Origin of the sequence: uncultured Pontibacter sp., assembly GCF_947502515.1 — a bacterium.
Classification (GTDB): Bacteria; Bacteroidota; Bacteroidia; order Cytophagales; family Hymenobacteraceae; genus Pontibacter.
Genome location: NZ_CANNAI010000003.1, coordinates 346,874 through 365,004 on the forward strand (window position 1 = coordinate 346,874; position 18,131 = coordinate 365,004).

General features: G+C 51.0%; 20 protein-coding genes and 1 other RNA gene. All 21 read right to left on the reverse strand.

The window, feature by feature from the left end; all coding sequences use genetic code 11:
- Positions 1 to 2: 2 nt before the first annotated feature.
- The 21 genes from Q1A54_RS10620 to Q1A54_RS10720 all read right to left on the reverse strand — a co-directional run bounded on the left by Q1A54_RS10620 (position 3) and on the right by Q1A54_RS10720 (position 18,115).
- The gene (locus Q1A54_RS10620; protein WP_299987534.1) at positions 3 to 134 is read right to left on the reverse strand and encodes a hypothetical protein; all 132 of its coding nucleotides are present in this window, start codon (positions 132 to 134) and stop codon (positions 3 to 5) included.
- 18 nt (positions 135 to 152) lie between these two features.
- Positions 153 to 2,585 (reverse strand): TonB-dependent receptor, encoded by a 2,433-nt coding sequence (locus Q1A54_RS10625; RefSeq protein ID WP_299987537.1) that lies wholly within the window; start codon positions 2,583 to 2,585, stop codon positions 153 to 155.
- 35 nt (positions 2,586 to 2,620) lie between these two features.
- Complete coding sequence (locus Q1A54_RS10630; RefSeq protein WP_299987539.1) at positions 2,621 to 3,175, reverse strand: GNAT family N-acetyltransferase; 555 nt, start codon at positions 3,173 to 3,175, stop codon at positions 2,621 to 2,623.
- Positions 3,172 to 3,969, reverse strand: coding sequence for an ABC transporter ATP-binding protein (locus Q1A54_RS10635; protein ID WP_299987542.1), 798 nt, complete (start codon positions 3,967 to 3,969; stop codon positions 3,172 to 3,174). Before Q1A54_RS10635 ends, Q1A54_RS10630 begins: the two co-directional genes overlap by 4 nt.
- On the reverse strand, positions 3,966 to 4,973 hold the full coding sequence (locus tag Q1A54_RS10640) for an iron ABC transporter permease (RefSeq protein WP_299987545.1): 1,008 nt from the start codon (positions 4,971 to 4,973) through the stop codon (positions 3,966 to 3,968). The genes Q1A54_RS10635 and Q1A54_RS10640 overlap by 4 nt, the downstream gene beginning before the upstream one ends.
- Positions 4,970 to 6,007 (reverse strand): ABC transporter substrate-binding protein, encoded by a 1,038-nt coding sequence (locus tag Q1A54_RS10645; RefSeq protein WP_299987548.1) that lies wholly within the window; start codon positions 6,005 to 6,007, stop codon positions 4,970 to 4,972. Before Q1A54_RS10645 ends, Q1A54_RS10640 begins: the two co-directional genes overlap by 4 nt.
- A gap of 187 nt (positions 6,008 to 6,194) precedes the next feature.
- Positions 6,195 to 6,680, reverse strand: coding sequence for an urease accessory protein UreE (locus Q1A54_RS10650; RefSeq protein ID WP_299987551.1), 486 nt, complete (start codon positions 6,678 to 6,680; stop codon positions 6,195 to 6,197).
- 6 nt (positions 6,681 to 6,686) lie between these two features.
- Complete coding sequence (gene hypB / locus Q1A54_RS10655) at positions 6,687 to 7,406, reverse strand: hydrogenase nickel incorporation protein HypB (RefSeq protein ID WP_196117266.1); 720 nt, start codon at positions 7,404 to 7,406, stop codon at positions 6,687 to 6,689.
- Positions 7,407 to 7,411: 5 nt separating this feature from the next.
- On the reverse strand, positions 7,412 to 7,777 hold the full coding sequence (locus Q1A54_RS10660) for a hydrogenase maturation nickel metallochaperone HypA (RefSeq protein WP_299987556.1): 366 nt from the start codon (positions 7,775 to 7,777) through the stop codon (positions 7,412 to 7,414).
- A gap of 9 nt (positions 7,778 to 7,786) precedes the next feature.
- Positions 7,787 to 8,776 carry an urease accessory protein UreD gene (locus Q1A54_RS10665; protein WP_299987559.1) on the reverse strand — a complete coding sequence of 330 codons (990 nt, stop codon included), beginning with the start codon at positions 8,774 to 8,776 and terminating at the stop codon, positions 7,787 to 7,789.
- Entirely contained in the window at positions 8,769 to 9,395 is a 627-nt protein-coding gene (ureG, locus tag Q1A54_RS10670) for an urease accessory protein UreG (RefSeq protein ID WP_196117261.1), read from the reverse strand. The genes Q1A54_RS10665 and ureG overlap by 8 nt, the downstream gene beginning before the upstream one ends.
- 28 nt (positions 9,396 to 9,423) lie before the next feature.
- Entirely contained in the window at positions 9,424 to 10,110 is a 687-nt protein-coding gene (locus Q1A54_RS10675) for an urease accessory protein UreF (protein WP_299987563.1), read from the reverse strand.
- A gap of 10 nt (positions 10,111 to 10,120) precedes the next feature.
- Entirely contained in the window at positions 10,121 to 10,600 is a 480-nt protein-coding gene (locus tag Q1A54_RS10680) for an urease accessory protein UreE (RefSeq protein ID WP_299987566.1), read from the reverse strand.
- Positions 10,601 to 10,660: 60 nt separating this feature from the next.
- Positions 10,661 to 12,496: an urease subunit alpha gene (gene ureC / locus Q1A54_RS10685; RefSeq protein WP_299987569.1), complete on the reverse strand. Its 1,836-nt coding sequence runs from the start codon at positions 12,494 to 12,496 to the stop codon at positions 10,661 to 10,663.
- A 20-nt stretch (positions 12,497 to 12,516) separates the two neighbouring features.
- The gene (gene ureB / locus Q1A54_RS10690) at positions 12,517 to 12,921 is read right to left on the reverse strand and encodes an urease subunit beta (protein WP_299987571.1); all 405 of its coding nucleotides are present in this window, start codon (positions 12,919 to 12,921) and stop codon (positions 12,517 to 12,519) included.
- Between the two features lie 32 nt (positions 12,922 to 12,953).
- Positions 12,954 to 13,259 (reverse strand): urease subunit gamma, encoded by a 306-nt coding sequence (gene ureA / locus Q1A54_RS10695; RefSeq protein ID WP_299987574.1) that lies wholly within the window; start codon positions 13,257 to 13,259, stop codon positions 12,954 to 12,956.
- Positions 13,260 to 13,283: 24 nt separating this feature from the next.
- A complete protein-coding gene (locus Q1A54_RS10700; protein ID WP_299987576.1) occupies positions 13,284 to 13,598 on the reverse strand; it encodes a hypothetical protein in 315 nt (104 codons plus the stop codon).
- A gap of 356 nt (positions 13,599 to 13,954) precedes the next feature.
- A complete protein-coding gene (locus Q1A54_RS10705; RefSeq protein ID WP_299987581.1) occupies positions 13,955 to 15,307 on the reverse strand; it encodes a HAMP domain-containing sensor histidine kinase in 1,353 nt (450 codons plus the stop codon).
- A 43-nt stretch (positions 15,308 to 15,350) separates the two neighbouring features.
- A complete protein-coding gene (locus Q1A54_RS10710; protein WP_299987584.1) occupies positions 15,351 to 16,028 on the reverse strand; it encodes a response regulator transcription factor in 678 nt (225 codons plus the stop codon).
- A 438-nt stretch (positions 16,029 to 16,466) separates the two neighbouring features.
- Positions 16,467 to 16,836: a transfer-messenger RNA gene (ssrA, locus tag Q1A54_RS10715) on the reverse strand.
- Positions 16,837 to 16,978: 142 nt separating this feature from the next.
- Entirely contained in the window at positions 16,979 to 18,115 is a 1,137-nt protein-coding gene (locus Q1A54_RS10720; RefSeq protein WP_299987587.1) for a transglutaminase-like domain-containing protein, read from the reverse strand.
- Positions 18,116 to 18,131: the final 16 nt, after the last annotated feature.

Here is an 18,131-nt window from a genome sequence, read left to right on the forward strand (position 1 = left end):
ACTTAGCTCAGCGGTAGGCCTGTCGGTGTGTTGGCAGTCTGCACTTGCAAACTATCAGGCAGCTTTTGCCGTGCCGGAACCTGTGCCAAAAGCGGCGAGTCAGGTGATGTAATGGTGAGTAAGCTTCTTCTCATGATGCTGGTATATTAGTTTTAAAAGGTATAGCCGACCGAGAGGATAAAGTGGCGGGGAGCGCCAGGGAATGCCCGCTGATAGTCGTAGCCGCCTACGTAGTAGAATTTATCGAGCAGGTTGTTCACGTTCAGGCTCAGCCGAAACTTATTGGCACGGTAAAAGGCCGCTGCGTTCAGTACCGCATACTCAGGCCAGTAGCCCCATACCCAATCCCCTGTCTGGGTGTCCTGCACCTGGCGCTCCATTTTGCGCTCGCCTACATAGTTGCCGCCTACGGCTAACCCAAAGCCCTCCAGACCAGCACCCGAAAAGGTATACTTGGCCCACAAACCTGTCGAGTGCTTTGGTGCGTTTGGCGTCATGGTGCCCCGCTCAGCTTCCATCTCAGTGCTTACTACCTCGGTGTGGTTAAAAGCATAGTTCACACTCAGATTAATGGCTGGGCTGATGCTGCCGTTCGCCTCCAACTCCACTCCTTGCGACTTAATGCGCCCGTTCTGGCGATAAATGGGGTTGCCCGTATCTGTCACCTGACCCGTGTTTATCAGTGTGTTGCGCTTTTCGATGTGGAAGGCCGACACTGAGGCAAACAGGCGCTTATTCAGGAACTCGCCCTTGAGCCCTGACTCTGCCTGAAAGCTGGTTTCGCTGTCGAAAGGCGCGTCGCTGCCGTAGTTCTCGGGGTTTCGCACAAAGGCGGGATCAATGGGTTTGAAGCCCTGGCTGTAGCTGGCAAAGTAGTTCAGGTTGTCGAGCAACCTGTAGGTGAGCCCCGCCCTCGGGAGAAGCACATTCTGATGCACTTTTTCTTCGCCGTTGTCATACACCCGTTGGTCACGAAAGAACTCCTGCCGCAGGCCCAGCAAGAGGCGCAGGCGGTCGGTTACGGTGATCTGGTCTTGCAGGTATAGCCCGGTGGTGCTGTAGCTGGTATTGAGGTAATCAACAAAGAACGGCGACAGCGGCAGACGGATGTACTTGCTCGGGTCACGGAGTTCGTATGTCGGGTTGTTAAGGTCGAACGTGAGGGGAACGACCTGCCCGTCCACTTCCATCTGGCGGGCCTCCCACTGGTGCCCGCGCCTATCGGCCTCGTATTTGATGTAGTCCATACCTGCCATCACATCGTGGCGCAGCCAGCCCGTGTTGCCGCTGAGGGAGAAGTAAGCGGAGAGGTTATCGGTATAGTCGTTTATCTTCTTCTCCAGATAGCGCATGTTCATGATGGTGTTGGCAGGCGCATCAGCAAAGGTATTGAGGGTGCGGTGCTCACTCAGCTCTTCGTGGTACACAAACTTCATGTAGGCGGCGTTAAAGGACAGCCAATCGGTGAGGCGGTGATTGAGTGAGCCGTTGAAGGAGATATCGTTCACGCGGTAATAATCGCTGGGCTGGCTCAGGGTAAAGGGCCTCGGCAGTGCGTACAGGTCGCCGCCTCGTATACCCATGCCGCGGTCGAGGTAGCCATCGAACTGGCTGTACACGAGCTCGGCGTTAACGGTCGTGTTTGCTGTCGGGCGGAAGGTAACGGTGGGCGCAATCATCAGGGAGCTGCGGTCGTTCACATCCCGAAAGGTTTTGGTGTCTTCGTAGCCGATGTTGAGGCGGTAGAGCAAGGACTTGTCTTCGTTGAGCGGCCCCGTCAGGTCGAGGGTGGTGCGCATGGTCTGGAAGCTGCCTACCGAGAAACTTACCGCTTTACGGCTTTCGTCCAGCGGCTTTTTGGTAACCAGATTGACTGTGCCCCCAGGGTTGATGTCGCCGAAAAGGGCGGCACCAGGGCCTTTGAGCACCTCTACGCTTTCGAGGTTCACCGTGAGCGGCACACGGAAGAAACTTGTGCCAAATCCATAGCCCGAGCGTAGCCCGTTCACCAGTCTATACCCTGTATCGAAGCCGTTGCGGAAGCCACGGATGGTCAGGTCGTCGTAGGCCGAGTACTGCGTTACACCCGCCAGGTTCTGCACCACATCTGTCACCAGAAAAGCCTGTTGGTCCTCGATCAGCTCTTTGGTAACCGAGGAAATGGTCTGCGGCACATCTACTACCCTACTCTGCAGTTTGGTGCCCACAAAGCTGTAATCGTTCACGTAGTTGGTTTCTTTTCGGCCCGTTACCAGCACTTCCTGCATCACATGCGTCTGGCGGTTCAGCACCACGTCCAGCCATACGTGCGCCGACTGCTCGGTCAGGGCAAAAGGTACTGTTTTATCAACCATGCCCAGCCCTTTCACCAGCAAGGTATAGCGGCCATAAGGCAGTCCGTCAATTTTAAACGTGCCATCCAGGGCGGTTACATTTCCAACTTCGGCATCTTTTATACCTACCGAAACACCGACCAAGGCCTCTCCTTTCTCGTCCTTCACGCTACCGCCCACACTGCCTGTTGGCTGGGCAAAAGCAGGTATAGCAAACAGGTATAGCAACAATGCGCACAGGACACTTTTCATATAATTCGCAGCCATCCTTCGGGTCAAGTCTAGTATCATACCTGAACAGGCTCCTGTCCTTTGTCAAAAATAATTTTACCGAGACGCTCAAATTTTGGCAACTGCAGTTCCATGTGTATGGTTCTGTAAACAGGCGTTTCATCCTGACAAATCAGTTCGAAACCCTGTTTTGCCCAGAACTCCTGTGCGCCCGCCAGGAAGGGGTGCGTGTGCAGGTATAGCGTTTCGATGCCTTTGTGCGCAGCTTCTTCTTTCAGGGCGCTAAAAAGGCAGGTACCCAAGCCAACTTTTCGGAGGGAGGGCTCCACATACAGCTTCTGTACTTCGGTTGTCAGCCGGCCCTCGTAGTTCAGGTGCTTAAAGCGGTGGTCGTAGGTGCGCATGCCAATGGTGCCAACGATGGTATCTGACAAGTCGGTCGCAATCAGAAAGGCAGCATTTTCATCTTCCACATAAGCGGCTTCGAAGTGCGCCAGGTCGCGGGGCAGCTTGCTGTGATCTATCATCGGGAACAGCTCTTTGCGGAACCCCATCACATAGCGAACCAGCTCTGGAATCCGCTCTCTTACGATTGGTTTGATCTGTATCATCTTGTCGGTTCTATCAGCTTGTCAATTTTTCGTTCAGGTACCACCATGATTTTGTCGTTCACCAGCACAGTTGTAAAAGTCACGTCATACACATATTCCAGAAAGTCACTGGCATGGTAATCAAACTCGCTGGCTGGAGTAACCACGGTGCGGTCTTTCATGAAATAGCAGTGGTCGGCGTACAGAAAAGCCATGTTCGGGTCGTGCATGATGGCGATGACCGTTAGGTCATTTTCAGTCAGTTTTTTGAGTTTCTCCAGCACGTAAGTCTGGTAGTACACATCGAGGTGGTTGGTGGGCTCGTCGAGCAAAATGATGCTCGGGTTTTGCACCAGCACCCGCGCAATCATGACCAGTTGCTGTTCCCCACCAGACAGCTCAGTATAGGGCCTGTCGGCGAGGTGACTGATGCCCAGTTCTTCAATGGCCTGACCCACTTTCTCCATATCACTCTTTTTCGGACTGAAAGCCGAGAAGGCCGCTCTGCCTGTTAAAACCACATCCTTTACCTGAAATGGGAACACTGACTTATGAAACTGCGGCAGGAAACCCAGCACGCGGGCGCAGTCCGAAAAAGACATTTTGCTTCGCTCCTTGCCCATCAGTTTCACGGAGCCATGCTGGTACTTTTGCAGGCCCGCCATGATGTTGAAAAGCGTGGACTTGCCGCTGCCGTTGCGCCCGAGCAGCACCGAAAAATGGTTGGTCGGAAAGGTCACGTTCACGCTCTCCAGTATCGGCGCTTTGCCATACTCGAAACTGAGGTTTTCTACTTCTATCGCCGCGTCTGTCATACCCAGTTGATTTTATTTTTCTTCATTAAAAAGAGAAAGAATGGCGCCCCCAGCAGCATCGTGAAAATGCCGATCGGAATCTCGAAGTCCATTAGCGAGCGCGAGAAATTGTCGATGATGACCAGGAAAGAACCTCCGAAGAAGATATTGGCTGGCATGGCTTTGCGGTTGTCGGGCCCCACCATCATGCGGGTAAGGTGCGGAATAAACAGGCCATACATGCTGATAACACCCGCCGCCGCCACCGAAGTAGAGGTGGTGAGCGTAGCCAGCGCTACCAAGGTGGCTTTGTCGGCAGTCGGGTTTACGCCCACCGCCTTTGCCTCCTGCTCGCCCAGCGCCAACAGGTTAAGCCGCCAGCGCATCAGGTACATGCCCACTATACCTATCCCTACAGGCAAGGCAGCAGTGTTTATTTTGTCCCAGGAGGCATGGTGCAGGTTGCCCATGGTCCACTGCACAATGGCCTGCAGCTTGTAAGGGTCGCTCATGTACTGCACCACCGTAAGCGATGCCGTGAATATACCTGACACAATCATACCCGAAAGAATGACGGCCACGATGGACGACTTGTTGTTGCTGAAAGCAAATGAATAGGTCATGACCACAGAGGCCACTCCCAGCACGAAGGCCATTAAGTTGATGTGCAAAAGCGGAAAAGCAATGGCCAGCGCCGCCCCAAAAGCCGAGCCTGAGGAAATGCCCAGCACATAGGGGTCCACGAGCGGATTGCGGAAAATCCCCTGCAAAGCCCCCCCCGATGCAGCCAGGCCCGCCCCAATAATAAAGGTGAGCAAAACCCGTGGCAGGCGCACATTCTCGATGATGTTGTTGAGCATGTATACCTTGGTCGAGCTCTCGTGAATGTTGCCGCCCAGCACCGCCCCGCCCCATTCCCAATAGTCAGAGAACACCAGTCCCTGCGACGGGCCTACCGTCAGGGAATACAGCAGCAGCGGTATAGGCAGGCCGTAAATAAGGAAGCCAGTCAGTACTTTTCTCATTCAAGTAAGGCAGTGGCTTTGGCACCATACAGATTCGTCATGATGTCCCTTCGGTTCTCGTCGAGGTCGAAGTGCTCGTTTGCGCCATAGGCGACGTTGTGCAGCTCGATGGCGGCATACATAATTTTGAGGGTATGCGGGTCGTAGAAAAAGGGTGGCTCCAGCACATGCACGTTTTTGTTCTTCACTGCCGTGAGCACCGCCAGCTCTTTTTTATCATACAGCACCTTTGGGTCTGTGCTCCAGAGCAAAATCAGGTCGGGGTCCCAGGCAATCAGCGTTTCGGGGTTGATGTTAGGCTGGTCCACTTCAAAAGTGCAGGCATTGTTTACGCCTGCCAGCTCGAAGCACTCGCTCATGCGGCTATTCTGCCCCGAGGTAGAGTAAATCCGCCCGCCCGACCAAGCATAGTACACCGATTTTTTCTGTTCAATATGATCTGTCGATTCCGCAATCTCGTCGAGCTTGTGGCGGGTATAGGCCAGCAGTTCCAAAGCCCGCTCGTGCGTACCTGTCAGCTTGCCAATGCTTTCGATTTCTTCAAACAGTTGCTCATTGTTCTGGGGCGATACGGCGTATACCTGTATACCTAAACTTTCGAGCAGGCGAATGGCATCGGTCTGCCCAGAGGCAATAATGACCAGATCTGGCTTGAGCGCCAGCACGCTTTCGATGTTGGTGGATGTTTCCCAGTTGCCAGGAGCGGGCAGCTCTTTTCTGGCAATGCGCGGATCCAGTTTGCTGAAATACTTAAACGTCTCAGGGTTGGTGTAGATGTTGTTCTGTATACCTACCACGGTATGCTCCGCGTTCAGCATGTACATCCCATCCAACGCTCCCTGGTACAGCACGATCACCCGCTGGGCTGGTTCGCTCAGGCGTACTTCCTTGCCCCGTATATCTTTCACTACAATCGCATCAGCCGCCGCTGCTTTCATTTCGCCGGTCTCGCTCTGGCAGGCGCTCAGCAAGAACAAACCAGCACACACCGCCATCACCAAACGAACGGCCATCCTTTCTCTCCAGTACTTCATGCTTTCTTCACAAAATCGCAGGGTGCTTTTTCTTGAAACCATCTTATTCACCAGTCATTTATGCCTTGATTTTCATATACCAAAAGACAGACTGTTCCGCTCTCTTCGGCTAAAACAGTCTGCTTTTTATTTTATGTTATACCTGTCAGAACTCTCTCAAAGTGCCAGGGTATAGCGCTGTTGCTTATTACTGCTTTCGCTTGTTGCCATAGGCCTTGACCATCTGCGCGGGGTGCAGCACCCGCTCTTCTATCCCGATCACAAAGTCACCGCTGAGCAGCAACTGGTAAAGCGGGGCATCATAGGCCACACACACCTCGTTCTCGTCGGTGATGAAAATCGGCACATGCTTGTTGCCGATCTCGAAACAGATTGTGCCTACTTCCTGCAGACTCCGCGGGTATAGCACCACACAGTCGCAGGGCTTTATCTTCAGCAGGATCGCCCGCTCTTCCGACAGGTATAGCAGGTCCCCGTCTTCCAATGCCTCTCTATTCGATTTTTCAACCAGCACCTCTACCCCGCCCTGCGTCTTCTTTTTCATGCGCGACTTGGAGGTCTCGTACCACTCAATCTCAAAAAAGTCGATGGCGCGGCCGCTCAGGTTGTGCTCTTTTGCAAGCGCCTGCGTCACGACTAGCGGCTCCGTCAGCATAGACAAATCGATCGCCATGCGGTATTAAGCTGTTGCCAGTTTGGCTTTTTTCTTTTCCTCTACTTTTGCCAGCAGCCAGTTGCACCAATCGTCCATACCGTCGCCTTTCAAACTACTGATGCTCATTACCTCGATGGTTGGGTTTACTTCTCTGGCATCCTGCGTAGCAGCCTCTACCGAGAAGGGCACGTAAGGCAACAGGTCTGCTTTGGACACCACCATTAGCTCGCTCGTCAGGAACATGCGTGGGTATTTTTTCGGCTTGTCATCACCTTCGGTAGCGGCCAGCACGGTTACCCGAATGTCCTCGCCCAGGTCAAAGGCAGCAGGGCAAACCAGGTTGCCCACGTTCTCGATGAAGAGGAGGTCCACGCCAGTCAGGTCGATGTGGTCGAGCGCCTGCAGAATCATCTGAGCTTCGATGTGGCACATGCCGCCTGTCACGATTTGCAAGGCGTTAATGCCTACTTCCTTCATGCGTACCGCATCGCGGTCAGTCTCAGGGTCGCCTACCAGCACGGCCATGTTCAGTTTGTCGCTCAGGCGCTTGCCTGTCTCCTGCATCAGGGTGGTTTTGCCGCTGCCTGGCGAGGAACATACGTTAATCACCAGCACATCAGGTAAGCGGTCACGGATGGCTTTCGCCACAAAATCGTTCGCTTTTAACAGGTTGAGGGTGGTGTTGTCGCACTGCACAGAGCCTACTGGCATTCTGTTGCTTTTGGGCATGGATGATGTACTCATATCTATTACGCTTTTATATCTTGTGGTTCGTTCTCTAAAAATTCAATGCGGCTGATCTGCAGCTCCTCTCCCTGCACAATGTTTTTGGAGGGGGTGCCGCAGTCGCAAACAAACTTGTGACGCTTCACTTCAAAGTCTTTGTCGCAGGTAGCACAGTGAGCGATAATGGGCAGCAACAGCACTTCCAGCTCGACCTCAGCCAGCTTCGGTTCTTCCATGATCAGCGCCTCAAAGGCGTTCTGGATCAGGATAGGCTGTATGTTGCTCAAAAGCCCCGCTTCTATCTGCACCTTGGTTATTCGCTCAAACTTGTCAGGATAAGTTTCCTGCAGCGTTTCAAAGACGTTCCGTACGATCGAAATTTCGTGCATGGCTTCTCATTATTTTTCTATCACCGCCTCGGCAAGCACTTCTTCTAACTCAATTTCAGCTGCTGCCTCAGGTATAGCCTTTGCTTTTTTGGCCCTCCCTTTTGCGGTCACTTCTTTCTTCGCTCGCTTGGTCTGTTTTTTGGCAGCAGGCTCCGCTTTTTCGGCTTTCGGTTCAGCTGCTTGTTCCGCTTCCAATTCAGCTTGCTCTTCTTCCTGCTTGTGCACCGTAAACTCCCAGCACAACTGCCCCATGGCGCTTAGCCAGTCATATAGCATCACGCCTTCGTCACCCATTGCCCTGATCATAATGGCATTAGGCCCGCACTGTGTAAAACCGAAAGTGAACTCATCGTACTGGCTCGTCAAGATCTCGTCGAGTTCAGTCTTCAATTCAGCGGCATAAGGCGACACATAGATGAGCGTTGCCTGATGCGTATAGCGCTCATAAAACAGGATAGAGTCGAAAGGTTGGCTACCTGGCTCAAGCAACTGGTTATCAAATAGCACAAGCTTCTTGCCTCTGTATACCTTCGTGATGCTGTGCAGGCGCGTAAATTGGAACGACTCTCCCGAGTGCACTCGCCCCGACGCAATAATGTCGCCCCAGATCAGATTGGCATTTTCATCCAGGTGGATCTCGTTTACCGTTCTGAAGATGGAATTGGCAAAAGGCGTGATCGGGTGTGGGATGAATTTGTAGATGCCGCCTTTCTTTACCTGTACGTTCGTGCGCTGCACAGCCCCTTTTTCCATAGGGTGCAACTTGCTGAACGACTGTGTAAAGAGTTTCAATCGGGCGTGCTCATGCACGTTTACCTCAATGTCAATCTCATCGCCATCCATGATGCCTGGAGAAGAGCTCATCATGATCAGCTCCAGATGCTCATGCAGATGTCGGGAGCCGTAGTGGATCACTTTGTAAGGCGCATTGTGGCAACTCTCTTTCAGTAGCGTTAGCGCCCCTTCCCTCTCCGCGTTAATCTTGATGGTACTAAGCATGCGCCTCCGTTTTTTCTAGTAAAGCATAAGTCTTGATCCAGTTAATCACCTCATCGAGGCCTTCCAGTTTCATCAGGTTTGTGAAGATGAAAGGTCGTTCGCCGCGCATTCTCTTCGAGTCGCGGTCCATCATATCCAGGTCGGCGTGCACGTAGGGGGCAAGGTCCGTTTTGTTGATGATCAGCAAATCGGACTTGGTAATGCCAGGGCCTCCCTTGCGCGGCATTTTATCGCCCTCGGCCACGTCGATCACGAAGATGTTTACATCGGCCAGATCGGGGCTGAAGGTGGCAGACAGATTATCACCGCCGCTCTCTATAAACACGATTTCTGTGTCGGGGTGGCGTTCCACCAGTTCTTCCACAGCCTCAATGTTCATAGAAGCGTCTTCACGTATGGCGGTATGCGGACAGCCGCCCGTTTCCACCCCGATAATTCGGTCGGCGGGGAGTTTCGAGTTCTTTATCATAAAATCAGCATCTTCGCGGGTGTACACGTCGTTTGTCACAACACAGATGCTGTACTCTTCACTCATCTTGCGGGTCAGCCTTTCGATCAAAGCCGTCTTTCCTGATCCTACAGGACCAGCTACCCCTATTCTCACATGTTTTTTTGACATAAAGTATCTGGTTAGGTGATGATTTGCTTTATGATATGTATAGTCTTGAGTATTGTTTTTCGTGCTGCATGCACCGTATTTCCTGTCCGATACAGCATAGCCCGACCATCTCCTCCTCCATGTTTTCCTGCTGGTCCACCAGTTCTTTAATAGTAGCCTGCAAGTCGAAAAGGATCTTCTGCGCATCGCCCTGCCCAATGGGCACCAGTTTGGCGCAGTTGGTCACAATGCCGTTGAGCGTGTTATAGTAAAAAGCCAGCAAGGCGTCTTTTAAGGTAATGCCGCTTGCATGCGCATACATGGCAAAGGCCACGGCATAGTGCCCGTGCAGTTGACCCTCCTGAATTTTGGCCAGGTAGTTACTGCATCTTTTAACGGGGTGCAGCTCCTGCGTCAGCTTCAGAAAACGGATCGCCAGTTTTTTGCTGGCATCACGTATCTCGGCAGGTGCCTTCAGGGCTGTAATCATTTCGTCCAGCTTCTGAAACTCCCGCACCGACTTCTTCGCTTCCAGCAAAGCCCAGGCTTTTTGCAAAAAGGCGGCGTCGTTGTAGTAGATGCTGTGACGCAGCATGTTGTTGGCATATACCTTGGCCGATGGCGTGTCTTTCACAATGCCTTGACTCACATAAGACTCCAAGCCGTAGGAATGCGTGAAGCTTCCGATCGGAAACATGGAGTCGTTGATCTGCAGGAGGGTTAAGAGTGGCTGCATAGCTGTCCCTTTATTTAATGGTTATTTTTCTGGTAAAATTATTCCCATGCCGCCGCACGCGTAGCGCATGTGTTTTCAGGAGCTTGCGCACTTCCCGCCGCGGCTCGTAGCCAGAGAGTTCCAAAAGTCTGTACAGCGGGTTCTCAAACTCCACCAGTACCTCGGCCGCTTCGTTGATAAAAATGGGAATGTGCTTGTTCCCAATCTCGAAGCAAATGGTGCCCATGTCCTTAAAGCTGTCGGGCTTGAACACGATGCACTCGCAGGGAAGTATGTTGATGGCGATGGCCCGCTCCCCGTCCATATGCAGGATGTCACCGTCCTCCAGTGGCGTCGAGTCTTTGCGTATACCTATCTCCTGCCCCGCCCTTGTTCGCTTTCGCAAAGTGGTTTTGCCAGTATCAAACCAATCCAGGTCCAGAAAATCAATCGAAAGGTTACCTGTATTGGTATCTGATAAATTGCCGATTACCTTCTCTACTAACAGCATAGGGTGTTAAGGTGCTGCCGGCAAGGTATAGCCCGACCGGCAGCACGTTTAATTAGAAATCTAGAACAGGAAGTAGCGCTGTGCCATTGGCACAACTTTCAATGGCTCACAAGTGAGCACCTCGCCATTTGCCGTTACCACGTATGTTTCCGGATTAACCTCGATCTTTGGCATGGCATTGTTGTGCACCATGTCTTTCTTCGTGACTTTGCGGCAGCCTCTTACAGGTAGAAATCCTTTGCCCAGCCCCAATTTGTTTATGCTGCCGTTGTCAAGGGAAATCTGCGATACGAAGTTGAATCCGCTCGTCTGGATGGACTTACCGTAGTACCCCCACATTGGCCGGTAGATAACAGGTTGTGGCAATGAAATAGAGCCATTCGGGTCACCCATACGAGCTCCCACAGCAATACCGTTTTTGAAGATAATCTCAGGTTTTACACCGAACATACCTGGGTCCCATAACACCAGGTCGGCGTATTTACCTACCTCTATCGAGCCTACATAGTCAGCCACGCCGTGTGCCTTAGCCGGGTTGATCGTGTATTTAGAGATGTAGCGCTTCACACGCAGGTTATCAGCCCCGGAGGCCTTATCTTCCTGTAATGGACCACGCTGCACTTTCATTTTATGGGCTGTCTGCCAGGTGCGCAGTATTGTTTCACCGATACGTCCCATGGCCTGGCTGTCAGACGACATCATACTGAACACGCCCATGTCCTGCAGAATATCCTCGGCAGCAATGGTAGTTGGCCGGATGCGGGAGTCGGCGAAGGCTACGTCTTCCGGAATGCTCTTATCCAGGTGGTGTACCGACATCAGCATGTCCAGGTGCTCATCCACGGTATTGATGGTATAAGGCTTGGTTGGGTTGGTAGAAGATGGAAGCACGTTAGGGTACATGGCAATCTTGATGATGTCCGGTGCGTGTCCGCCGCCTGCACCCTCTGTGTGGTAAGTATGAATCACTCTCCCGTTGATGGCCCTCACAGAGTCTTCCAGAAAGCCTGCTTCGTTCAACGTATCGGAGTGGATAGCTACCTGCACGTCATATTTGTCTGCCACTTGCAAAGCAATATCGATGGTGGATGGCGTCGTGCCCCAGTCTTCGTGCAGTTTCAGACCCAGTGCACCGGCTTCCACGGGCTGTGCCGCTGTTTTGAAGGTAGAGGTATTGCCCTTGCCCAGGAAACCAAAGTTCATAGGGGTTGATTCTGAAGCTTCGAACATGCGTTCCATCCAGAACTTGCCTGGCGTCACGGTGGTGGCGAGTGTACCGTCAGAAGGACCTGTACCACCACCGATCATGGTCGTGACGCCACTAAAAAGCGCTACCTCGATTTGCTGCGGCGCAATAAAGTGGATGTGGGTATCTATGGCACCTGCCGTTACAATCTTACCAGCACAGGACTGTACCTCCGTTGCTGCCCCGATGATCATACCCTTGGTTACCCCCTGCTGCGTGTCCGGGTTACCGGCCTTCCCTATACCTACTATTTTACCGCCCTTTATGCCGATATCAGCCTTCACGATTCCCCAGTGGTCAATGATAATGGCATTCAGGAGCACCAGGTCGAGCACCTCGTCCTGTCCCGCTGAAGTAGACTGGCCCATGCCGTCGCGCACGGTTTTACCACCCCCGAACTTGTTTTCGTCGCCGTATACGTTAAAGTCTTTTTCTATCTGTATAAAAAGCTCTGTGTCCGCCAGGCGCACTTTGTCACCCGTGGTAGGCCCAAAGAGTGCAGCGTAGCGGTCGCGCGGTATGTATAGTTCGCCGTCTACATATTTTACTGAAGAAGAATCGCTTCCCAATGCATTGAAGCCAAGCATTGAAAGCCCGGCGGTAGACAGCCCTACCACCTTTATCCATTCGCGTCTATTCCAATTTGACATGGTTTCCTGGTTAAATGATGTTATTTTTTATTTCTTCTGTTAGGAGCCGTGGCACCTCCTGCCCCTTTGAATCCTTGCTTCTGCGCTTTCTGGATAGCGGCATCCCGCACGTTCTTCTTCGTTACATCTCCTTCCGTCAGGTTGTTGAAACCACTTATGATTTTGTTGCCGCCAAACTCTACTAAAATGACTGCTTTTTTCTCACCCGGCTCAAAGCGCACGGCAGTACTCGCCGGAATGTTGAGGCGCATACCGAAGGCAGCTGCCCGATCAAAATCAAGCGCCTTGTTGGCCTCGAAAAAATGGTAATGCGAGCCAACCTGAATTGGTCGGTCTCCGGTGTTGGCCACGGTGACACGCACTGTCCTGCGCTTGTCATTCGCCTTTATCTCACCCTTCTGTAGTATATATTCACCCGGTTTCATAGTATAAATGTTTTAATTGTTCTTAGTCTGTTTTAGCGTATAGGGTGGTCGACCGTGATCAGCTTTACACCATCCGGGAATGTTGCCTCGATCTGCACATAGTGCAGCATATCAGGCACACCTTCCATCACTTGGTTTTTATTCAGGAGTTTGGTCCCCTCCTCCATCAGTTGCGCCACCGTCTTTTTCCCGTCACGCGCCTCTTCCATCAAAACGCCACAGATGTAGGCAACGGACTCCGGGTAATTTAGCTTCACGCCTCGCTTAAGCCTTTTGGCAGCAAGTTCGCCTGCAAGGTGAAGCAACAGCTTTTCATGTTCTACTGGATTTAAGTGCATATGACTTATTGTTAATATGAATGATTACAGAAACGTTTGAAACTGAACAATGTACTCATCCCGCCGCCCGCCGATCCTTTCGGTGGCTGTGTAGTTGGGCTTTAGTAAGTACTGGAAACTTATTTTGGCATTGTGCTGCTGCGTAAAGGGGATATTCTCTGTTGCAAGGGCGCTGATTATGGAGCACCGGAGCATGAACCGGGCATAGTAACCTTCCAATTCGCTGCTATTTGGTCTGGGGCCTCCGTCATAACCGGATGCATTTTGTGCATGGAGAGGTGCGACCGCTAAAACGCATGTTGCAATAAAAAAACCGAATGCTCCTAAACGTTTTTGCATTTTTATTATTATATCCACATGTTCCTGCACTGAAATAAGTTTACTTACCTTAGCGCCAAAAGGTTATAAGGGTAATTAGCTTATACTGAGGCACCAAGTTAGGCATGGCCTGTTAAGCTGATTTAAGAGGGAGATTAGAATGAAATTAGAAAGAAGGATTTTGCAGCCCTTTACATGGTGTGGGCGCCTGTTTCATTGTTTACCAGATCGTGCAGGGCGTTGCGATGACCAGACAGATAGACAGGAAATAAAACCAAAATAAAAGCCCTACGCTTGGTAGGGCTTCGGGTAGATGATCCGGAAAAAAATGCAAAAAAATGATTTAACACGCTTTCGACAGGCCGCAGGCAGTCGGGCTATACTTGCATAGAAGCGTGCTGGGCAGCATACGCCGCAGGCAGTACTACCTCCATGATAGTACCTTTCCCAACCTTCGAACTTACCTGAATCGTACCTTTGTGCGTTTCAATGATTTTCATGGCCAGCGGCAGCCCGATGCCAAAACCTTCGTAATTAGCCGTGTTAGAACCCCTGAAGTAAGGATTGAAAATTTTACTCTGATCTGAAGCAGGTATACCAATGCCTGAGTCTGTTATCTGCAAGCTTATCTTCTGCCCTGTTGAGGTTAGCTTCAGGTATACGGCCTGGTTATCGGAGTACTTAAACCCGTTCAGAATGATGTTACAGATGGCTAGAATCAGCAACTGCTCATTACAATTTACACACAGCATCGCCTCGTTTTCCGGAAATTCGCTGTAGTCCATCTTAAGCTTATACCGTTCATCCATCTTGCTTACCACCTCCTGCACCGACTCCAGTATTTCATCCATCCTGCGCACACTCCAGCCCTGGTCCTGCCCATTTCCCTCGGCTTTTGCCAATTCCAGTAAGGTATTGATGATGTGCTTGAGCTTTTCGGTTTCCTGCATAATCATCTGCAGCGAGTAAGTAGCCGGGTGCCCTTGCTCCAGGCGCGAAAGGGCTATCTCAGCTTCCCCGGCTATAACAGTGAGCGGCGTGCGGAGCGAATGTGAGATGTTGCTGACATAGGCTTGTTGTGCTTTAAAAGCTGTTTCTATCCGCTGCAGCATATCATTCAGCGTATCCTGCAGTTCACTGATTTCGTCCAGACTATGCTCTTTCTCAAGCCTGTCGTTCAGGTTGAAGGCATTGATACTGTTCACTTTCTTCATGATCTTGACCATGGGGCCAAACAGCCTTTTAGAGAAGAACACGGTGGTGAGCGTCATCACAAACACAGCCGCCAGAAAGGCGATGGCCAGCGTCGTTTTCAGGCGTTTACGGTAAGCATCGCCCTCCATATCCCGAGCCGAAGACACCACCAGTATGTCCTCTTCTCCGGTTACATTTTCTCTAAACAGCCCGACATAATGCACTCCGTTTTCATAATGCCGGGCTCTTCCGTTACGGATAGTCTCCCAGTAAAATGACTCATCGAGCGGCAGTGAGGCAGGAAAATGAATTTGTTCGCTTTCTTTATTAATACGCAGGATGTATTCCTCTTCATCTGCCAAATGCTGCAGCATACTGTTCTTGACGGCATAGTAATCTTCCGCCTTTTCTTGCTGCAGCACGGCGCTAGCCACAACAGTGGAGCTGTTTTCCAGACTCAGGAAGAAATTATGCTGCCTGTAGCCAGACGACATGGAATACATCACCAGATTTATACCTAGTAATATCAAAGCCATCAGGCCGGTAAATAAAACGATCAGCGAATACTGTAATCTCATACTACTGCGTCCTCATCACATAGCCTACGCCTACCACCGTGTGGATCAGGCGCGGGCTAAAGTCTTTGTCTATCTTCTTGCGGAGGTAGTTGATATACACATCCACCACATTGGTGCCCATATCGAAGTCAGCCCCCCATACATGCTCCAGAATGTCCAGCCGTGGCAGCACCTTGCGTTTGTTCTTGATCAGGTACTCCAGCAGTTTGAACTCCCGCACAGTAAGCGCAATGACCTTATTGCTGCGGGTCACCTCCATTGTGTCGAGGTTAACGCTTAAGTCCGCTATGGTCATCACATTCTGCTGCACCATACTTCTGCCCGATCTTCTCACGAGGCTCTGCATGCGTGCCCGAAGCTCAGCCAGGTTGAAAGGCTTCACCATGTAGTCATCAGCCAAATTGTTAAAGCCAGCCACTATATCCTGTGTAGAACCCAAGGCAGATAAAATGAGAATTGGCGTATCGGGGTCTGCATCCCGGATGCTTTTACAAACCTCCAGTCCGCTCATGCCGGGCACCATTACATCGAGTATGATCAGGTCGTATTGGTTCAGCCCGGCCATCTTTACAGCCGTAAAGCCATCCATCGCCACCGCAAATTCAATTCCCTCACCCTCAAGCCCTCTTTTAACAAGAGAGACTACTTTGGGCTCGTCTTCTAAGAACAATACTTTCATAAATCAAAAACCGGTTAATGCAATTTCCCATTACGCGGAACGCAGATCAGCTCTAATCAAAGCATCCTGTGCCTATACCAATCAGACGAGCCTTCTCTTGTATCGTTTAGGCTAATATCATGGGAGATGGTCATATATTCGTATCATGAACAGCAGCACCAAAATAACAGGTTCCAACGAACATTTGGGGATCTGCTCCATAAAAGACCATGCCAGAAGGTTTATGGGCGTCCAGGGCGTGCTTCTATACCTGCGCTTTAGTTACAAGCGATCCTATCCGGTGCAGTCCCGGTTTACATTGATCCTGAGCAACAACAGAGCTAAAAAGGCATATGCCTATTGGTATAGAAAGACACCTAACAAGGCTGGAGATGCCCTGTACAGAGGAAACAAAAAAAGCCCCGCTGGTTATAAACCAGCGGGGCTTTCTGCTTAGGATTGTGGAGATGCAGGGATTCGAACCCTGGTCCAGACAAGGAAATCGACGGGCCTTCTACATGCTTAGACTTATTCGAATTGTCGGGAGCTTGCAAGTATAAGTCAAACTTATGCGCACTCCTTAGATGCTTTATTTCGCCTGTGCACCGCACCCTTACACAGACTAGTAAATCGAGTCGAAGCCTCGTATGTGCAAGCAGATTCACGAAACCTGCACGAGACTATGGCTAGTGCTTAATACCTAGATTAAGCAGCCATGGCGTAGTTATATTCGCCAGTTATTGTTCGAACGGATTTTTAACAGGTGGTACGTTCATCACCCGACATGCTTACACGCAATCTGCACAAGCTGTCAATTCCAGTCATCCCCATAAGTTAAAGAACGTCGTATTCCTACGATGTATACTTCAAGAAGTATGCCACAAATGTAAGTAATTTGCGGCATACTTCTATCTGTTTTCTGTGTATAGAACACAATTAACTGGTTCTAGGTTTCATGAGTGCGCAGCCTTTTACTTTACTGTCAGCATCTCTTGCTTTGTCATTTTAGGCGCTCCGTACAGGTCAATCAGGGAGTGCGTGTACTTAAGGTATTCCATCGGGTACTTCACCTGGAACACCTTCGGGATGTTAGCACTGGCAGGTACCAGCATCAGTGAAGATTTTCCGTCAATCTTTTCACGCTGCAGGGCTATACCTTCGCGGTTGTCGAACTTCACGTCAAAGTAGTACAGGTAAGGGTATACCCAGCTCACATACTTGCTCTTAGAAGTGCCTGAAAGGCTTCTGATTTCCAGCGCTTCGTAATTGGTGGCAATGGCCTGCTGAAACTCTACTGCGTTAAGTGGCACGTTGTTGAGCACCGGCATTACATCAAACTGCCCGTCGAGCATCACCCATTTTTTCAGGTCCGGCAAGTACACCTCCAGCACCACGTGACCGGCTCCATACTCAATGGTTTCAACTTCCTTCATTTTCAAACCCATGGTGCGGGCTGGCAGGCCAATCGCGTTTAGGGCCGCAGTTGTTACAATACCATATTCCACGCAGCGAAAGTTCTTGCCTTCTTTCACCTCAGCCAGAATGGTCAGGGCGTCCGGGCTGCTTGGTTCGTTCATGCCATCATGCTTCCACTGGCGGTGTACCCAATTCACAATGCGCAGCGCCTTGTCCGTGTCGTTTTTAGCACCAGCTACAATCGCATCCAACTGGTACTGCTTGCGTAGCGTCTGCAGAAACTCGTTATTCTGATTTTGCTCGTACAGGAAGGTATAGCCCGACACCTCCTGCGCCTTGTTGAATTTCAGGGCTTCGTGGCCGTAGCCTTTAAACTCTGTCAGGGCGTAGTCTTTTTCGTTGAGCTGCACATAGAACTGGTACGATTTGCCCGGCTTCACCTGGAAAGAAATAGAGTCCAGATCGGTGCGGAACATCACATAGGTTTTCTTGTTGTGCACCGGCACCAGCAGCACATCAGGCGAAAGCTCCGGCATAATGCTCCAGGTGCCTCTTGTCCACTCCTTGCCAATCTTATAGTCGGCTTTGGCGGTGTTGGCTTTGATTACAGGCAGGCCTTTGTACTTCTGCTGCGCTAGGGCAGGTATGGCCAACACGAACAACAAAAACAGGATTGATGATAACTTTTTCATAGGTTTATTTTGCACT